At 73.5% G+C, this 17,177-nt stretch carries 15 protein-coding genes; 7 read left to right on the top strand and 8 right to left on the bottom strand.

Annotated elements, in window-relative coordinates; all coding sequences use genetic code 11:
- Nucleotides 1-34 precede the first annotated feature (34 nt).
- Complete coding sequence (locus AC0VYL_RS26865; RefSeq protein WP_475481823.1) at nucleotides 35-1,648, top strand: hypothetical protein; 1,614 nt, start codon at nucleotides 35-37, stop codon at nucleotides 1,646-1,648.
- Between the two features lie 94 nt (nucleotides 1,649-1,742).
- Nucleotides 1,743-5,030, top strand: a complete 3,288-nt coding sequence (locus AC0VYL_RS26860; protein WP_475457131.1) for a right-handed parallel beta-helix repeat-containing protein — start codon at nucleotides 1,743-1,745, stop codon at nucleotides 5,028-5,030.
- Nucleotides 5,031-5,087: 57 nt separating this feature from the next.
- Here AC0VYL_RS26860 and AC0VYL_RS26855 read toward each other — a convergent pair whose 3' ends face one another.
- Nucleotides 5,088-6,137 (bottom strand): methyltransferase, encoded by a 1,050-nt coding sequence (locus tag AC0VYL_RS26855; RefSeq protein ID WP_475481822.1) that lies wholly within the window; start codon nucleotides 6,135-6,137, stop codon nucleotides 5,088-5,090.
- A gap of 125 nt (nucleotides 6,138-6,262) precedes the next feature.
- Between AC0VYL_RS26855 and AC0VYL_RS26850 the strand changes: the two genes are divergently transcribed.
- From AC0VYL_RS26850 to AC0VYL_RS26840, 3 genes are read left to right on the top strand one after another with little or no spacing between them, the layout of a single operon-like run.
- On the top strand, nucleotides 6,263-6,820 hold the full coding sequence (locus AC0VYL_RS26850) for a nitroreductase family protein (RefSeq protein ID WP_475457127.1): 558 nt from the start codon (nucleotides 6,263-6,265) through the stop codon (nucleotides 6,818-6,820).
- Complete coding sequence (locus AC0VYL_RS26845; RefSeq protein WP_475457125.1) at nucleotides 6,801-7,118, top strand: DUF6092 family protein; 318 nt, start codon at nucleotides 6,801-6,803, stop codon at nucleotides 7,116-7,118. Before AC0VYL_RS26850 ends, AC0VYL_RS26845 begins: the two co-directional genes overlap by 20 nt.
- Nucleotides 7,102-7,830 carry a tRNA-dependent cyclodipeptide synthase gene (locus AC0VYL_RS26840; protein ID WP_475481821.1) on the top strand — a complete coding sequence of 243 codons (729 nt, stop codon included), beginning with the start codon at nucleotides 7,102-7,104 and terminating at the stop codon, nucleotides 7,828-7,830. The genes AC0VYL_RS26845 and AC0VYL_RS26840 overlap by 17 nt, the downstream gene beginning before the upstream one ends.
- Before the next feature lie 34 nt (nucleotides 7,831-7,864).
- On the opposite strand, the gene AC0VYL_RS26835 is transcribed toward AC0VYL_RS26840, so the two are convergent.
- The 3 genes from AC0VYL_RS26835 to AC0VYL_RS26825 form a co-directional block, all read right to left on the bottom strand.
- On the bottom strand, nucleotides 7,865-8,923 hold the full coding sequence (locus AC0VYL_RS26835; protein ID WP_475481820.1) for a methyltransferase: 1,059 nt from the start codon (nucleotides 8,921-8,923) through the stop codon (nucleotides 7,865-7,867).
- 122 nt (nucleotides 8,924-9,045) lie between these two features.
- Complete coding sequence (locus AC0VYL_RS26830; RefSeq protein WP_475481819.1) at nucleotides 9,046-10,428, bottom strand: NAD-dependent succinate-semialdehyde dehydrogenase; 1,383 nt, start codon at nucleotides 10,426-10,428, stop codon at nucleotides 9,046-9,048.
- 229 nt (nucleotides 10,429-10,657) lie between these two features.
- Nucleotides 10,658-12,052: a hypothetical protein gene (locus tag AC0VYL_RS26825; protein WP_475481818.1), complete on the bottom strand. Its 1,395-nt coding sequence runs from the start codon at nucleotides 12,050-12,052 to the stop codon at nucleotides 10,658-10,660.
- A 133-nt stretch (nucleotides 12,053-12,185) separates the two neighbouring features.
- Here AC0VYL_RS26825 and AC0VYL_RS26820 point away from each other — a divergent pair, with 133 nt between their 5' ends.
- Nucleotides 12,186-13,526: a molybdopterin-dependent oxidoreductase gene (locus tag AC0VYL_RS26820; RefSeq protein WP_475481817.1), complete on the top strand. Its 1,341-nt coding sequence runs from the start codon at nucleotides 12,186-12,188 to the stop codon at nucleotides 13,524-13,526.
- The gene (locus tag AC0VYL_RS26815; protein ID WP_475457115.1) at nucleotides 13,523-13,966 is read left to right on the top strand and encodes a hypothetical protein; all 444 of its coding nucleotides are present in this window, start codon (nucleotides 13,523-13,525) and stop codon (nucleotides 13,964-13,966) included. The genes AC0VYL_RS26820 and AC0VYL_RS26815 overlap by 4 nt, the downstream gene beginning before the upstream one ends.
- 18 nt (nucleotides 13,967-13,984) lie before the next feature.
- On the opposite strand, the gene AC0VYL_RS26810 is transcribed toward AC0VYL_RS26815, so the two are convergent.
- The 4 genes from AC0VYL_RS26810 to AC0VYL_RS26795 all read right to left on the bottom strand — a co-directional run bounded on the left by AC0VYL_RS26810 (nucleotide 13,985) and on the right by AC0VYL_RS26795 (nucleotide 17,142).
- Nucleotides 13,985-14,656, bottom strand: coding sequence for a class I SAM-dependent methyltransferase (locus tag AC0VYL_RS26810; RefSeq protein ID WP_475457113.1), 672 nt, complete (start codon nucleotides 14,654-14,656; stop codon nucleotides 13,985-13,987).
- Entirely contained in the window at nucleotides 14,653-15,285 is a 633-nt protein-coding gene (locus tag AC0VYL_RS26805; RefSeq protein ID WP_475481816.1) for a TIGR04282 family arsenosugar biosynthesis glycosyltransferase, read from the bottom strand. The genes AC0VYL_RS26810 and AC0VYL_RS26805 overlap by 4 nt, the downstream gene beginning before the upstream one ends.
- Nucleotides 15,282-15,998, bottom strand: coding sequence for a glycosyltransferase family 2 protein (locus tag AC0VYL_RS26800; RefSeq protein WP_475457109.1), 717 nt, complete (start codon nucleotides 15,996-15,998; stop codon nucleotides 15,282-15,284). Before AC0VYL_RS26800 ends, AC0VYL_RS26805 begins: the two co-directional genes overlap by 4 nt.
- Before the next feature lie 70 nt (nucleotides 15,999-16,068).
- The gene (locus AC0VYL_RS26795) at nucleotides 16,069-17,142 is read right to left on the bottom strand and encodes an NAD-dependent epimerase/dehydratase family protein (RefSeq protein WP_475481815.1); all 1,074 of its coding nucleotides are present in this window, start codon (nucleotides 17,140-17,142) and stop codon (nucleotides 16,069-16,071) included.
- Nucleotides 17,143-17,177 lie beyond the last annotated feature (35 nt).

Genomic DNA, 17,177 nt, shown 5'->3' with positions numbered 1-17,177 from the left:
AGGAACCTCCGGTTTCCGAAAGGAAGAACGAAGAATGACGGACAACACCGAGGCACCGCGCGGTCCCCACCGCACGGGGCCCGTGCTGAGCTCGACGGGGGAGGTGCCCTCGGCCACGGCCAGGGACGCCATCGGGGCCCCGTCCGAGCGAGGCCCAGGCCAGACCGCCCCCAACCCAGCCCCCGTACCCGCCCCCGCTCCGGCCGCGGCCCCCTCCGCCGCGACCGAGGCGAAGGCCGACGGCAACGAACGCGGGCGCCACGCCCTGCTCGCGGCGCTGACGCTGCGAGGCGGCGCGGCCGCCCGGGCCGCAGAGGGCACCGACAAGGCCGAGGAGCGCTACCGGCCGGGCCGTCCGACCCTCGCGGTCGCGGCCATCGCCGGTCTGATGCTCGTGGCCGCACCCTTCGGCCTGTCCGCGGCCAAGGAACACCAGACCGGGACACCGCTCCAGACGGATCTCGCCTCCGGCAGCTTCGCGGACCCGTCCGGCGGCTCCGCGTCCGCCTCCGCCTCGGGGACGGGCGTCCAGGGGTTCGTCCCCGAGGTGCAGCCCAACGCCCCCGTCCTGCCCGGAGCGGACACCGGGGCCGAACCCGGATCCGTCCCGGACCCCGCGTCGGCGGGGACGGGCGGCGGCGGAGGCCCGGCTGGCGGAGGCCTGCCCGAACGCCCCGTGGACCCCTCGACCGGCGCCCCGCTCGCCGGAGGGACCGAGGATGACGACGAGGACGGCGACGACGGCGGCGACGGCACCGGAGGGGGCGGCGACGGTGTCGGCGAACCCCAGGGCGTGACCGTGGAGAAGGGCTCGCTGCTGGACACGCTCCTGAACGAGCGCAACGGCGACAAGAAGGAGGAGTCCGAGGAGTCCGAGAAGCCCGGTTCCGACAAGGGCAAGGGCTCGGAGGAGGACTCCGAGGGCGACACCGGCGAAGGCGACGCCACCGAGGGCTCCGCCGACGGCGGGACCCCCGATGGTGTCGTGGCCTCGCCGCTCACCGCCCGTGAGGGTCAGAAGTCCGAGCCGGGCGAGGAGGGTGTCGAGCCCGAGGAGCAGCAGTCCGAGCGGCAGTCCGAGCAGCAGCCCGAGCCGGAACCCAAGTCCGAGCCGGAGCCCGAGCCTGAGCCGGAGCCCCAGCCCGAGCCGGAACCCGAGCCGGAGTCCTTCTTCGCCGTCTCGGGCCCGGGTTGCAGCAACGAGGGCGCTCGTTACCGGGTGCACGGCGACGGTGTCTGGCGCTCGGGCCCCTCCGGCTACACCGAGAGGGGATGCGTCGACGGCTACGATGTCATGGCCGTGAGCGGCGACCCCGACGGCGGCGGAACCGCCGCGGAGTGGACGTTCTGGCCCAACCGGCCCGGTTCCACCTGCACGGTCAAGATCCTCGTGCAGAACGGCCCCGAGCCCCTGTGGGCCAACGGCGTCCCGATGCACTACGAGCTGTTCGACGGTGACAACGCCGGAGACGGCTTCCGTGGCGGTTTCGAGGTCACCAAGCCCGACGACGGCCGGTACTGGGCTCTGACCGAGTTCAAGCCCGAGGGGAACTCGTTCACGCTGCGCGCGCGCAACAGGGGCCCCATCCCCGAAGGCGGCGAGGCCCCGCAGCTCCCCATCTCGGTGGTCGAGACCGAGTGCCGCTGACGGGAGAGTAGTCGCCGGTAACCCCGTACCGGCGGAGTAGGACAAGCCCGCGGGCCTCACCGGCCCGCGGGCACAGAAAGGAAGACGACAGGCGATGAACCGTCACGTGCGCGCGGTCGACCCCACCGGCGGAGCCGAGTTCCGCACCATCGGCGAAGCCCTCGCCGGCGCCAGTGACGGCGCCGTACTGTCACTGGCCCCCGGCCGCTACGACGAACAACTCGTGCTCTCGCGCGTGGTCACCCTGATGGCGGCCGAGGGCCCCGGGACCGTCGAGATCCTGTGTTCCTCCGGCACCGCCGTCACCTCGGTCGCCGAGGCGGTCAAGCTCACCGGCCTCGTCCTGCGCGGCCGCGACTCCGAGGCGCCGGTGGTGGACGCCGCCGCCGGGCAGGTCGAACTGGCCGACTGCGAGGTTGAGGGGGCCGCCTGGGCGGCCGTCCTCGCCCGGGGCGAGGGCGCCCTGGCCCTCCGGGGCTGCACCGTGCGGTGCAGCGCGGGGGCGGGCATCGTCGTCACCTCTCCCCAGACCAGCGTCATCGAGGACTGCGTCATCGAGGACGTCGGCACCAGCGGTGTCGTCATCAACGACAAGGGTGCCCCCGAGGTACGCCGGTGCACCATCCGCGACGCGGGCGCCAACGGCGTCTACGCGGCGGGCAGCGGCGCCGGGCACATCAGCGACTGCACGGTCTCGGGCACCACCAAGGCCGCCGTGGTGATCGACGAGCACGCGGCCACGGGCCTGAGCGACCTGCGCGTGAGCGGGGTCGCCGACGACGGCGTCGTGATCTCGACCCGGTCCCCCGTGACGGTCAGCGACCTCGTCGTCGAGAAGGCGGCGGGCCGCGGCCTGGTCCTGCGCGCCGGGACCGACCCCCGCGTGGAGCGGGTCCGCGTCACCGGCAGCGGCGGCGTGGGCATCCTGGCCGAGGACAAGGCCAAGGGCCACCTCCGCGACTGCGAGGTCCGGGACGCGGGCGCGGAGGGTGTCAGCGTCACCGGCCGCTCCTCCACCACCTTCAGCGGTCTGACCGTGCACGGCACGGAGGCCGCCGGAATCCACGTCACCGAGGACTCCACCGCCGAGTTCGACCGCGTCAACGTGGGACGTACGGCGGGGCCCGGTGTCGAGATCCTCTCCGGGGCGGCGCCCTTCCTCCGCAACGGGACCGTCACCGGGGCCCGGAGCCACGGCGTGCGCTGGGAGGGCGGCGGCGGACGCGTGGAGGACTTCGAGGTCACCCGCGCCCGCCGGACGGGCGTGTACGCGGCGGCCGGAGCCCGGGCCTCCCTGAGCGGGGTGCGGGTCATCGGCGCCCGGGAGAACGGGCTCGCCGCCACCGGCGGCGCCGTGCTCGACCTGCGCGACAGCGAGGCCTCCGAGTGCGGCGGCGACGGCGTGGCCGTGCACTCCGAAGGCGAGATCATCGCGCTCCGCGTGCGCTCGCACGAGAACACCCGCAACGGTGTCCTGGTGGCGGCGGGCGCCCGCGCGGTCCTGCGCAGCTGCGAACTGGTCGGCAACGGCGGTGACGGCGTGCTCGTCGGCAGCGGGGAGGACGTCGTCCTCGAAGGCTGCACCGTGCGCGCCAACGGCCGGGCGGGGCTGCGTCAGACCGTCGCCGGAGACCGGGTCCAGGCCACCTCCCTGGTCAGTGAGGACAACAAGGCGGAGGACAGCTACGGTCCCGACGCCGTCCCCGTCGACACCAACCCGGGAACGTCCGCCGAGGACGAGGAGGACGACGACGAGGAGCGTGGCCCGCTGGCCGAACTCCAGGCCCTCATCGGCCTGGAGAGCGTCAAGGACGAGGTCACGACCCTCATCAACCGCAACAAGATGGCCCGGCACCGCGCCGAGATGGGCCTGCCCTCTCCGCCCGTCGCCCGGCACCTGGTCTTCGCCGGTCCTCCCGGAACCGGCAAGACGACCGTGGCCCGGCTCTACGGCCGGGTCCTGGCCGACCTCGACGTCCTGCGCTACGGACACGTCGTCGAGGCCGCCCGCGCGGACCTGGTCGGCCAGTACGTCGGCGCCACCGCCATCAAGACCACCGAGATCTTCGAGAGGGCCCGGGGCGGGGTGCTGTTCGTCGACGAGGCCTACACGCTCTCGTCCGAGGACAACGGCGGTTTCGGTCAGGAGGCCATCGACACCCTGGTCAAGCTGATGGAGGACCACCGCGACGAGGTGGTCGTGATCGTCGCCGGGTACGCGGCGGAGATGGAGGGCTTCCTGTCCTCCAACCCCGGTCTGGCCTCGCGCTTCGCTCGGACCGTCACCTTCCCCAACTACCAGGCCGAGGAGCTGGTGAGCATCGTCGAGCGCCTCGGCTCCGTCCACCAGTACACGCTCGCCCCGGACCTGCGCCCGCTGCTGCTCCAGCACTTCGAGGCGCTGCCCAAGGGCCCGGCGTTCGGCAACGGACGCGAGGCGCGCAAGGTCTTCGAGGAGATGGTGGACCGCCAGGCGCACAGACTCGGGGAGGACCCGCCCGCCGACCCCTCCGAGCTCACCGTGCTCACCGCCGACGACCTGGGCGTCGTCGCCGGACAGTCGACCGGGCCCGGCGGGGACGACGTCGCGGGCCTGCGCGCCCAGCTCGACGCCCTGACCGGCCTGTCCGAGGTCAAGTCCACCGTCAACGACCTGGTCAACGTGCTGGTCGCCGCCGAGCGGCGGCGTGCGATCGGGATGCCCGCGCCCACCCTCAGCCACCACCTGGTCTTCGCGGGACCGCCCGGTACCGGTAAGACCACCGTCGCCCGGCTCTACGGCCAGCTGCTGCGCGCCCTGGGCGTGCTCCCCACCGGCCACACCGTGGAGGCGGCCCGACAGGACCTGGTCGGACGCTACATCGGCCACACCGCGCAGCTCACCCTGGAGACCTTCGAGAAGGCGCGCGGCGGGGTGCTGTTCATCGACGAGGCGTACACCCTCACCCCCTCCGGGGCCGCCAACGGCGACTTCGGCCAGGAGGCCGTGGACACCCTGGTCAAGCTGATGGAGGACCACCGCGACGAGGTGGTCGTGATCGTCGCCGGGTACAACGCGGAGATGCAGCGCTTCCTCGACTCCAACCCGGGTCTGGCCTCGCGTTTCTCCCACAACGTGCAGTTCGCGGACTACTCCGACGACGAGCTGGTCGCCATCGTGGACCGGATGGCCTCCGACGGCGGGTTCACCGTGCCGGAGGAGACCGCCGCCGCGCTCGGGGCGCACTTCGCCGGGGTGCCGCGCACGGAGTCCTTCGGCAACGCCCGCTACGCGCGGCAGGTCCTGGAGCGGATGATCACCCGTCAGGCGGGGCGCACCATCGCCCTGCCCGACCCCACCCGCGAGGACCTGACCCTGCTGACCCCGGCCGACGTGCCCTGACGCGTCACTGCGCCCACCCGGCCGGTCGTGCACCGGCCGGGTGGGCACCACGTTCCTCTAGGTGCGCACCAGCTCCACGACGCTGACCCCGGGCCCCGGGACGACGCGGTTCAGCCGCAGACCGGCGCGCTCGGCCACCTCCGCGAACTCGGCCCGGGTCCGCTGCTTGCCGTCGCAGTGGACCAGCATGCTGAGGTCCATGAACTTGGCGGTCCGCGCGGGCTCGGGGCCGTCCGGTACCAGCACCTCCGCGAGCAGGACCCGCCCGCCCGGCGCCATGGCCTCGCGGCAGTGGGTGAGGACCCGGACGGTGTCGCCGTCGTTCCAGTTGTGGATCACGCTGGCGAGCAGGTAGGCGTCGCCCCCCTCGGGCACGGAGTCGAGGAAGCTCCCGGACTCGACACGGCAGCGCTCCGCGACGCCCTCCCGGGTGAGCGCGGGCTCGACCCGGGAGACCACCTCGGGCCGGTCGTAGAGCACGCCCCGCAGGTGCGGGTGGGCCTCAAGGATCAGGGACAGCAGCCGTCCCCGGCCGCCGCCGACGTCGACCAGGCACTCGGTACCGGCGAAGTCGTACCCGTCCACCAGTGAGCGGGTGAGCTGCGAGGAGATGTCGGTCATGCCCTGGTCGAACACCGAGGCGGTCTCCGGGTGGGCGCTCATGTAGTCCCAGACCGGGGTGCCGTGGACGGCCTCGAACACCGGGCCGCCCACGCGCACCGCGTCGGCCAGGTGGGCCATCGTGGAGCGCTCCGCCGGGCTGCCCAGCCAGCGGGCGAACCCCCGCATGGAGTCGGGGGCGTCCGAACGCAGGGCGCGGCCGAGCCCGGTGAGCGCGTAGTTCCGCCCCGGCAGCTCCTCGACGATCCCCAGGTCGGCGCAGGCGCGCAGCAGTCGGTGGAGGGCCTCGGCGTCGGCCCCGACCTGCTTCGCGATCTCGTCGACGGGTGTGGGGGTTTCGGACATCGCGTCGGCGACACCGAGTTCGGCGGCGGCGCTGACCGCGGCCGCCACCCAGCTGTTCGTGATCAGCTCGAAGAGGCGGACGGCGGAACCGCTCAGCGGCTTCGGATCGCCCTGCACCGGGGAGAGGGGAGGAGTGGACACAGGTGTCTGGGACCTTTCGACGACTGCCCTCGGCCGGCGGTCGGCCGGTGGACCCAACGGGCCTCCGAAAGGCCAGTCAACACGCTATATTACTCCCTGGATTTTAACCAATACAGAGAGTTGGTGTGGCTGTGGCGGTCGAAGCACCCGGGAACCCCGCCGAAGGCCGGGCCTCACAGACGCTCCACGACCTGACCACGCGGCGGGCCGTCCGGTCCTTCAGTGACAGACCCGTGGACGACGACCTCCTGGAACCCCTCCTGGAGGCCATGCTCGCGGCACCCTCCGCCTCCAACAAGCAGGCGTGGGCCTTCGTCACCGTCCGCCGTCCGCGCACCCTGAAACTGGTGCACGCCTTCTCGCCGGGCATCATCGAGCGCCCTCCCCTGGTCGTGGCCGCCTGTTTCGACCGCTCACGGTCGGTGGGCGGCGGCGCCTGGGACGAGGGCATGCTCTGTGTGTCGATGGCGGTGCAGAACCTGCTGGTCGCGGCGCACGCCCTCGGTCTGGGGGGCTGTCCCTCCGCCTCCTTCCGTAAGGGCCCCGTGAGCAGGTTCCTCGGGCTTCCCGAACATCTCCAACCACTGCTCCTGGTGTCGATCGGGCACCCGGACCGAACCCCCGAGACTGCGCCTAGGCGCGATCGGAACGAGGTGATCAGCCATGAGTGCTGGGGTGAATGACGACCGCGTCGGAGAGGAACTGGTGCTGTTCGCGGCGTACCTGCTGAGCAGCGGCCGAGGGCTGCTGGAGGAACCGGCGGCCTACGGACCGCTCCGCTGCCTGGACGCCGCCCGCCGCGTCCTCTCCCTGCGGTCCGGGTTCGGCTTCCCCGACAGCCCGGAGCTCACCGCCCTGCGCGCGCGCATGGACGACGTCATGTGCGGGGCGATGTCCGACCGGGAACTGGACGTGCTGCTGGACGAGATGTGTGACCGGCTCGCCGTCGCCCTGGAGGAGCCCGGTGCCGTATCCGCCTGAGACAAAGCCGCCGGAACCCGGTCCCGGTCGGGAGGTCCGTTCGTCGGAGGCGGCCGGGGACGAGTTCGACGCGAGCCCCTTCACCCCGACCTGTCAACTCCTCGTGGAGCGCGGCGACCACGCCCTCATCGGGATCAGCGCCGGGAACAGCTACTTCAGCCAGCAGCGGCTCACCCAGCTCCTGACCTGGACGGGGCGGCGGTTCGCCGCCGTGGACCTCCTCTACGCCGACCTGCACCTCGACACCATGTACCTGGCGTCGGGCGACGACGAGGCGCGGGCCGCGCGGAGGACCACCCGCGCGCTCCGCGACGTGCGGCGCCGCGTGCGGCGCGCGATGGAGGCGGCCCCCCGCGTAACCGCCAGGGTCCGGTCCCTGGCCCTGTCGGAGACGGTCGACCTGCCGGGGTACCGGTCGGCCCTGGAGCGGATCGACCGGGACCTCAGGGAGGACCCGAGGGTGCGGCGGGCGTGCGAGGAGCACGTCCGGCAGACCCTCGGCTGCGGGACAGGGGCACCGGACGCCCGCTTCGCGGCGGGGATGTCCTACCTGCGCGCCGAACTGCCCTTCCTGCTCAGCACCCCCGAGGTGCTGTCGGTGCCCTCGTCGGTGTGCTGCTACCACGAACTGCTGCCGCTCCTCGTCGAGCTGGAGGGGGACGCGTCCTGCCTCCAGCCGGGGCAGGGGCACCTCGTCCTCCGGCCGAGATAGCTGCGTGGGGCGGGGACGGCCCCCGCCCCACCGGTCACAGGGGGCGCACGTCCATCACCGACTCCCCGTCCGGTACCCGGTGGACCGAGTGCAGGGCCAGGCCCACCTCCGCGAAGAGCTCCTCGTACTCCTCCGCCGAGCGCAGCGCCGCCCCGTAGAGCACGAACATGCTCAGGCTGATGGCCTCGACGAACGCGCTCGGCCGGTCCCGTTCCGGGAGGTGGCCCACGATCAGCAGCCGCGAGCCCGCCGTCATCGCCGCCCGGACGTTGGCCAGGATGCGGACCGCGTCGCGGTCGGACCAGTTCTGCATCACCCGCGCCATCACGTAGACGTCCGCTCCCTCGGGGACCCCCTCGAAGAAGCTGCCGCCCACGACCGCACACCGGTCGTCGACCCCCGCCTCGCTCAGCAGCGCCGGGGCTCCCGCCACCACCTCCGGCAGGTCGAAGAGGGTCCCCGTCGCCCCGGGGCAGGCCCGCAGGACGGCGGCGAGCGTGGCGCCCTCCCCGCCGCCGAGGTCCACCACCGTCCCGGCGCCGTCCAGGTCGGCCGCGCCCAGCAGGGTCGCCGCGGGAGTGGAGGCGTTCATGGCCCGGTTGAACACCTCCGCCGCGTCCTGGTTCTGCCCCAGGTACTCGAAGAGCGCGCTGCCGGTGTGGATCTCGAACGCGGTGCGTCCCGTGCCCACCGACCGGCCCAGCCGGGTCCACGCCTGGAAGAGGTCCCCGTACGTGCACATGAGGAACAGGTCGCGCAGCCCCAGGGGGGCGTCGGTGCGCAGGTGGCTCCCGGCGGGGCTCAGCCCGAACACCCCGGGCGCGGTCTGCTCCACGAGCTCGGCCGCCGTCACCGCGCGCAGGACCACGAGCAGCCGCTCCTCGGGGACCCCGACCTCCCGTGCCAGGTCGGAGACGGGGCGCGGCCCGTCCGCCATCCGTTCCACGACGCCCAGTTCGATCATCGCGGAGACCGCGTGGAGCAGCATGGCCGAGGAGACGATCCTCGAAAGGGGCGCCTCCGTACGCTGTCCCGGGGTCGGAGACCCGTTCATCCGTCCCACACTGACCGCGACGCTGTCACCCTCACTCACCGCGACACCTCTCCCCTTGTCGATCGTCAGTCACCAGAAGTGACGATGCCAGGTGACAGGGGTGGCCGGTGGGGTTTTCGGGGAGCCGCGCGGGGCCGAGCCCCTCAGCGCCCGGCGGCGGGTTATCCGGTCGGCATCACGGTGATGAGCTTCTTGTTGACGAACTCCTGGATGCCCGCCGCGGAGAGCTCCTCCCCGTAGCCGGACCGCTTGGTGCCGCCGAACGGGAGCTCCGGGCGGGTCCAGACGGGGTGGTTCACGAAGACCATGCCGGTGTCGATGCGCCGGGCCACGTCCGCTCCGTGGGCGACGTCCTCGGTGAACACCGAGCCGCCCAGTCCGAAGGTGGAGTCGTTGGCGACCCGCACCGCGTCCTCCTCGTCCTCCGCCCGGAAGAAGAGGGCGACGGGTCCGAAGAACTCCTTGTCGTACACCGGATTGTCCCGGGTGAGGCCGGTGATGATCCTCGGCTGCGCGAACGCGCCCTGCTCGGGCACGGGGTCGCCCGGGGTGATCACCGTCGCGCCGTGCGCCTCGGCCTCGTCCACGAGTTCCTGGAGGTCGTCGGCGGCGCTCTGCGACGAGAGCGGCGGCAGGGTCGTCCCGGAGTCGAACGGGTCGCCCGCCCTCAGCCGGGCGAGCCCCTCACCGAACCGGCGCAGGAACTCGTCCGCCACCTCCTCGACGACGATGATCCTCTTCGCGGCGACGCAGCTCTGCCCGGCGTTGTTGAGCCTGCCCCAGAGCGCGCGCTCGACGCTGAGGCCGAGGTCGGCGTCGGCCAGCACGATGAGGGCGTCGCTACCCCCGAGTTCGAGGGTGCTCTTCTTCAGTTCCTCACCCGCGTGGGCCGCGACGCTGGCGCCAGCGCCCTCGCTCCCGGTGAGGGCGACGCCGCGCACGCGCGGGTCCCTGATGGCCCGGGTGACCTGGTCCTTGCTGGCGTAGACGTTGGTGTAGGCGCCCGCAGGAGCTCCGGCCTCCCTGAACAGCGACTCGAAGGCCGCCGCCGACTGCGGGACGATCGAGGCGTGCTTGACCATGACGACGTTCCCGGCCATGAGGTTGGGGCCCGCGAACCGCGCCAGTTGGTAGTAGGGGAAGTTCCACGGCTGGACGCCGAACAGCACCCCGATCGGGTCGCTGACGACCACCGCCTCGCCCGCCTCGGGGGCGTCGGTCGCCACCCTCTCGGGGGCGAGGAACTCCTCGGCGTTCTCCGCGTAGTAGTCCAGGATCGAGGCGGCCAGTTCCACCTCGCCCCGGCTCTCCTCGAACAGCTTGCCCATCTCCAGGGTGAGGAGTCGCGCGAAGTCGTCGGGGCGCTCGCGCAGGATCCGGGCCGCGCGTCCCACGACCTCCCCGCGCTCGTCGAAGGACCTGGTGCGCCACGACTCGAAGGTGTTCTGGGCGGTGCCGAGGGCACGTTCCAGCTCCTCGTCTCCGATCTCCGCGAACGTCGCCAGGGTCTCGTTCGTGTAGGGGTTCGTGGTCGCGTAGGCCATGGTGGTCCCTCCGTCCGTGGTCCCCGCCGGAGGCGGGGGCAGGGCCTTCGAGGAGCGCCCGCGCCGTCCGTGCGGGTTCGGTCTCGTAGAGGAACCTGCTCACTCGGAGGGGAGACCGAAACATGCCTTTTGTTGCTTTAAGACGGTTTTGCGAGCCTGTGCGTCGTCGTCGACGCGCGTCCAGGCCGCTTCGGGTCCGCCGAACGAACCGAAGGGGCGGTCCGCGTGCTCACCACCCGGTGAGGAGTAGGTGGTTGACCAGAAGGGCCGTGGCCGCCTGCACGGCGAGCCAGGCCCTCCGGTGGCCGGTCGGCAGGAGGGCGACGGCGGGCACGATCCACAGCACGAACGGCAGCCAGATGCGTTCGGTCTCGCCCTTGCTCATCCCGGAGAGGGTCGCGGCGGCGACCGCGCAGAGCGCGGCGGCCACCAGCAGAGCCACCGTCGTGTCCTCCCGGGAGGGAGCCCGGCGCAGGCCCCGCACGGCGCCCGGCACCCCCGCCAGGGCCCTGCGCGCACCCGCCACGGCCGCCAGCCCGGCCGTCACGCACACGGTCGCCAGGTTCGCCCAGACCCAGTAGCCGTAGGGGCGGACCGCCGCCACCCCCTGGTAGTAGCGCTCCACGAGCAGCTGATACCCCTCCCACCACCAGAAACCGGCGGCGGCGAAGGCGGCGGCTACCGCGAGGGCCCCCGCCAGCGCGTAGGGGAGGGGGCGCGCGTTCCGCGCGCACAGGAGCACGGCCACGGCCAGGAAGCCGATCAGCACCAGTCCGTACGACAGGTACACCGACCACCCCAGCAGAACCCCCGCCGCCAGCGCGGCCGAGCGCGGCGCACGCGCCCCGGGGGCCGCCGCCACGGCGAGCAGGGCCAGCCCCCACGCGGTGACCGCCGCGAAGTAGCCGTCCGCCGAGACCCCCACCCAGACGGCGGCGGGCACCAGCACCAGGAACGGGGCCGCCCGGCGGGCCGACCCCTCGGCGCCGAGCGCGCGCAGCGCCACCAGGACCGCCGCCGAGGCGGAGGCACCGACCACGACGCACCAGATCCCGGCCCACGCCCCACCGCCCATGCCGACCCGGTCCAGGGCGACGAACGTCAGGACCGCGCCCGGCGGGTGCCCGGCCACGTGCGTGGGCCAGTTGTCCGGCTGCCCCACCAGGATGTGCTGGGAGAACGTGCTCAGGGCGGCGCCCACGTCGTGGAAGCGGTCGACCGACGCCAGGTACTCGTGGGGGGAGAGGAGGCGGTCGGCGATCCCGCGCCGCCAGCCGTCCACGAGCGCGAGGGCGGTGGTCCACAGGACGGAGGCGCCCCAGACGGACCACACGAGGGGGCGCCAGGGCAACGCCCGAGCCACCGGGGCCCCGTACAGGACCACCGCCGCCGCCAGGACGAGGGCGGGGACCGTGCCGGGACCGGCGTGGGGGAGCCAGGACGCGTACAGAGGGGGCCAGGCCACGTACAGGACACCGTGGGCGTCCTGGATCCGGGTGCCGACCACGGCGGCGGTCGCGAAGAGGAGCACGGCCAGGGCGGCCACGAGCAGGTCGGCGCGGAACGGGGCGCGGTCCGTGTCGGCCGCGCCCCGGACCCTCCTGTGGAGTTCGGGCTGCGTCACGCCGTCACCGTAGGTCAGGTACGCCCTGGTGACCGGGGGGACACACCGTGGGGTCGGCGTTGCGCCCCCGCCGTGTGAGCGCGGCCTAGCATGACCGCGAGCCCGCCCGTCGGACCGAGAGGCGACCGATCGCGTGAACGAGGACGACCAGGGCGGGAAGACGCCTCCGATGACCCGGGGTGAGCGGCTGAGGGGACTGCTGAGGGACGGGCCTCCCTTCGGACCCACCCGGCCGGGCTTCTGGCGCAGCCCCTCACGCGGACCGTGGCTGACGTCGCTGCTGGGGTCGGTCCTGCTCGTCGGGATCCCGGTCCTGTTCGTCACCGGCCTGCTCTCCTACGCGGCCTACAACCCCGACCTGGCGTCCAACGACAAGACCCCCGACCGGGGCCTGCTCGGGTTCTACCTCTTCCCCTGGCCCACCGACCCCCCGTGGCTCTACCGGCTCACCCAGGGCGTGCACGTCACGCTCGGGATCGCGCTGGTCCCCGTGCTCCTGGCCAAACTGTGGTCGGTCGTGCCGCTCCTCTTCCGCTGGCCGCCGGTCGCCTCCGCCGCCCAGGCACTGGAGCGCCTGACCGTCCTGTTCCTGGTGGGCGGCGCGCTGTTCGTCTTCGCGACCGGAATCCTCAACGTCCAGCTGGAGTACGTCTTCCCCGGCTCCTTCTATCCCCTGCACCTCTACGGCGCCTGGGTGTTCGTCGCCGCCCTGTTCTCCCACGTCGTGCTGAAGCTGCCGACCGCGGTGCGGGAACTGCGCGCACGCGGGTTCCGCGAGGCCCTGGGCGACCGGGGCCGATACGGCGACCGGGGCCGACGCGGGGAGCGGGGCGATCTGGTCGCGCCGGACCCCGACCCGGCGGCGGCGTCGCGCCGCACACTGCTGGGCGCGGTGGGGCTGGGATCGCTGGCGCTCCTGCTGACGACCGTCGGGCAGAGCCTCGGGGGCGCGCTGAGGCCGACGGCGGTCCTGGCGCCGCACGGAAGGCTGCCCGGTGCGGGGGCCGACGGGTTCCCGGTGAACACGACCGCCGCCTACGCGGGCGTCACCGAGGCCGACACGGGCCCCGACTGGCGGCTGACCGTACGCGGAGGAGGGCGGGAGGTCGTCCTCACCCGTCAGGAACTGCTCGACCTGCCCCAGCACCGGTCCGCGCTGCCCATCGCCTGCGTGGAGGGGTGGTCCACCCGGAACCTCGACTGGGAGGGGGTGCGCCTGGCGGACCTCGCCGCACTGGTCGGAGCCGAGGGGCCGCCGGGGGTCTTCGTGGAGTCGGCGCAGACCTCCGGGTCGTTCGCCAGCGCCGCGCTCCGCGACAACCAGGTCGCGGACCCCCGCTCGCTGCTGGCCCTGCGCGTCAACGGGGCGGACCTGTCGGTCGACCACGGCTACCCGGCCCGGGTGATCGTGCCCGCCTGTCCGGGCGTGCACAACACCAAGTGGGTCACCCGGCTCAGCTTCGGTGCGGTGTGACGGCGCTCGCGCGCCGCGTGTACGGCGCCTCACCCTGGCACCTGCTCCTGATGGTCGGCGTGCTGGCCCTCATCGCCTACGCGGGCGCGCGCCTGCTCGGCGGGGGAGACCCGTGGCGGATCGTGGTCTGGTTCGTGGGCGCCGCCCTGCTGCACGACCTCGTCCTCGTCCCGGCCTACACGCTGGTGGGCCGCGCCCTCCGGCTCGTCGGACGGGCCAGGCACCTCGTGCTGGTCCCCGCGGTCGCCTCCGGACTCCTGCTCCTCGTCTACCTCCCGCTGATCCTCGGTCCCTCCCACGCCTACGTCACCAAGACCGGGCTGACCGGGGAACCGTTCGCCGCGCGGTGGCTCCTGGTCAGCGCCGCGCTCTTCGCGGTCTCGGCGGTGGTGGGAGCGGTCCGGTACCGGAGGGCCGCGCGCCGGGAGCGCGCGGCCTGACGGCGGCCCCGGACCGGTTCACCGGGGTGCGCGCAGCGCCGCGAACCAGCGCCCCCGCACCTGCCAGGAGTCCGACCACCGCCATCCCGCGCCCTCCGCGTAGGCGCGCAGGGCGGGGAGACCGAGCCGCGCCCACGTGAAGGGGGCGCCCGGCTTCCCCCAACCATCGGTGACCTGCACGGTCACGCACTCGTGGACGTCCCGCTCGGCGGTCTCGACGATGAGCAGCCCCCGGGGCGACACGAGTTCGCGCATCCGCGCGAGCAGCGCCGCCGGGGTCCCGCCGATCCCGATGTTGCCGTCGATCAACAGCGCGGTGTGCCAGCGACCCTCCGCCGGCAGGGGGTCGAACACCGAGGCGCGCACCGCCCACCCGCCGGCCTCGACCACGCGTGACACGGCCACCGGGTTCGTGTCCACGCCCAGCGCACGGTGGCCCCGAGCGGTGAGCGTGAGGACCATGCGGCCGGGCCCGCAGCCCGCGTCGAGGGTGTCGCCCACGGAACGCTCCAGCACGCTCTCGTCGGCGGTGTCGGTCGCCCCGCACCAGCGCTCGACCTCCAACGGGAGCATCCACCCGTCGGACCTGCGCAGGTACAGGGGGCCGTGTCCGTTGGCGAGCGCCCGGGAGTACGGGTCGCACAACCACGGGGCCGCCCTGGTGCCGACCCCCATCTCGGGCGCGCTCATGACCGGACCCCCGTTCCGACGGCACCGGCGAAGCGGCTCCCCGGCACCAGCCGCGCCACGGCGGCGGCGTCCCGCGGGGTGTCCACGTCGCTGAGCACGTCCAGGTCGCCCACGCGCAACCCCGCGTCGACCAGCCGAGCGCGCTGGAGGCGCCCGGTGTGCGGGGTGGACATCGGCACGCCGCGCACCAGGCCGGGGTCCGGGTCGGCCATCCCGAGCGCCCAGAACCCGCCGTCCTCGCTCGCGCCGAACCACGCGTCGGTGTCCTCCCAGGAGGTCAGGGCGGGCGCCAGGTGCCCGGCGGTGACCTGGGGGGTGTCCATGCCGATCAGCAGGGAGGGCCCCGAACACAGGGAGAACGCGTGCGCGATCCGTTCGTCCAGACCGCCGCCCGACTGCGGGACCACCTCGAACCCCGAGTCCGGCATCCAGGGGCCCGGCCGCCCCTCCAGCACCAGGAGGCGTCGACGCGCCGGAAGCGAGCGCACCGTGTCGAGCGTGTCCGCCAGCGCGGCCTCGGCGATCGCGGCGGCCTCCTCGGGCGAGTACTCCGGGGTCAGCCTCGTCTTGACCCGGCCGGGAACGGGTTCCTTGGCGATCACCAGCAGGGTCGTGGCCGCCCGGCTCATCGCTGCCCTTCCCCCGCGCGCGCCCCGGTCGGCGGTTCACGCAGCACCGAGGTCATGTCGCGTACGGCGGTCCAGGTCCCGCGCCACGTTCCGGTCACCTTGGACGCCCCGGACCTCGGCAGGTAGGGGACGTCCACCTCCGCGATGCGCCAGCCCGCGTCGGCGGCCCGCACGACCGTCTCCAGGGGATAGCCCGAGCGGCGGTCGGTCATCCCCAGTCCCACCAGCCCGGACCGGCGGGCGGCCCGCATCGGGCCGATGTCGCGGACGCGCACCCCCGTCCGGGAGCGCAGCATCCGGGCGACGGCCGCGTTGCCGACCCGTGCGTGCGGCGGCCAGACACCCCTCCGGGTGGGGCGGCGCCGCCCCAGGACGAGGTCCGCCTCGCCCCGTCGGACCCGGTCCACCAGTCCAGGGAGCAGGCCCGGGTCCAGGGAGGCGTCGCAGTCGCAGAAGCAGACGTACTCGGCGGTGGCGGCCGACAGTCCCGCGTGGCACGCCGCCCCGAATCCCCTGCGGGACTCGGGGACGACGACGGCCCCCAGCTTCTCCGCGACGGCCGCCGAACCGTCCGTCGAGCCGTTGTCCACGACGATCGCCCGCCAGCCCGGCGGGATACGTTCCATGACCCAGGGGAGCGCGGCGGCCTCGTCCAGACAGGGGAGCACCACGTCGACCGGGGCCGGTTCGTTACCGTGAGGTTCGTTGATCACCCTGGTTACGTTACGAAGCGATAAAGGCGCAGTCAGTGAAGGTGCTCACGACACGCGGGCGTATCGGTCATCACCCCGGGACACCCGTACCGACGGATCCCCGCAGCTCGGAACGGGCGAACTCCGCCATCCCCTCGGCGAATCCGACCCTCGGGCGCCAGGACAGCTCCTTGACCAGCCGGTCCGAGGACGCCGTGATGTGCCGGACGTCCCCGAGCCGGTACTCGCCGGTGACCACGGGGGCGGGGCCGCCGTGCGCGTCCGCCAGCGCCCGGGCCATCTCCCCGATGGTGTGCGGGGTCCCGCTTCCGGTGTTCAACGCGGACAGCACGCCCTCGGCCCGGTCCGGCAGCGCCTCCAGCGCCGCCACGTTGGCGCGGGCCACGTCCCGCACGTGCACGAAGTCGCGCCGCTGGCGGCCGTCCTCGAACACACGCGGCGCCTCGCCGCGGGCCAGCGCCGATCGGAAGAAGGAGGCCACCCCCGCGTAGGGGGTGTCGCGCGGCATGCCCGGCCCGTAGACGTTGTGGTAGCGCAGGGACAGCGCCCGCCCGCCCACCGCGCGGGCCCACGACGCGCACAGGTGCTCCTGCGCCAGCTTGGTCGTCGCGTACACGTTGCGGGGGTCGCTCGGCGCGTCCTCCCGCACCAGGCCGGGGACGAGCGCCGTCCCGCACCGGGGACACGGCGGGTCGAACACCCCGGCCGCGAGATCGGCCTCCGCCCTCGGTCCGGGGCGGACGTCGCCGTGCTCGGGGCAGGTGTACCGGCCCTCCCCGTAGACGACCATGGAACCGGCCATCACGATGCGGCGGACCCCCGCCCGTGCCATGGCGGCCAGCAGGATCGCCGTGCCCAGGTCGTTGCAGCCCACGTAGTCGGGCGCGTCCAGGAAGTCCGCCGACCCCAGGCCCACCATCGCCGCCTGGTGGCAGACCGCGTCCACACCCCGCAGCGCCCGCTCCACGGCCGCGCCGTCCCGGACGTCGGCCACGACGTCCACGGACTCCTCCCCGGGGGCGCGCCCCGCGTGCGCCAGCGGAAGGTAGGCGTCGAGGGTCACCGCCTCGTGCCCGGCCAGGCGGAGTTCCTCCGCCACCCGCGATCCGATGAACCCGGCCCCACCCGTGACAAGTACGCGCATGGAGTCAACCTACGCCGCGTGGCGGGTCCGTCACC

The organism is Nocardiopsis sp. iso_238, assembly GCF_056173325.1.
This window is presented reverse-complemented; position numbering and strand designations above follow the sequence as displayed.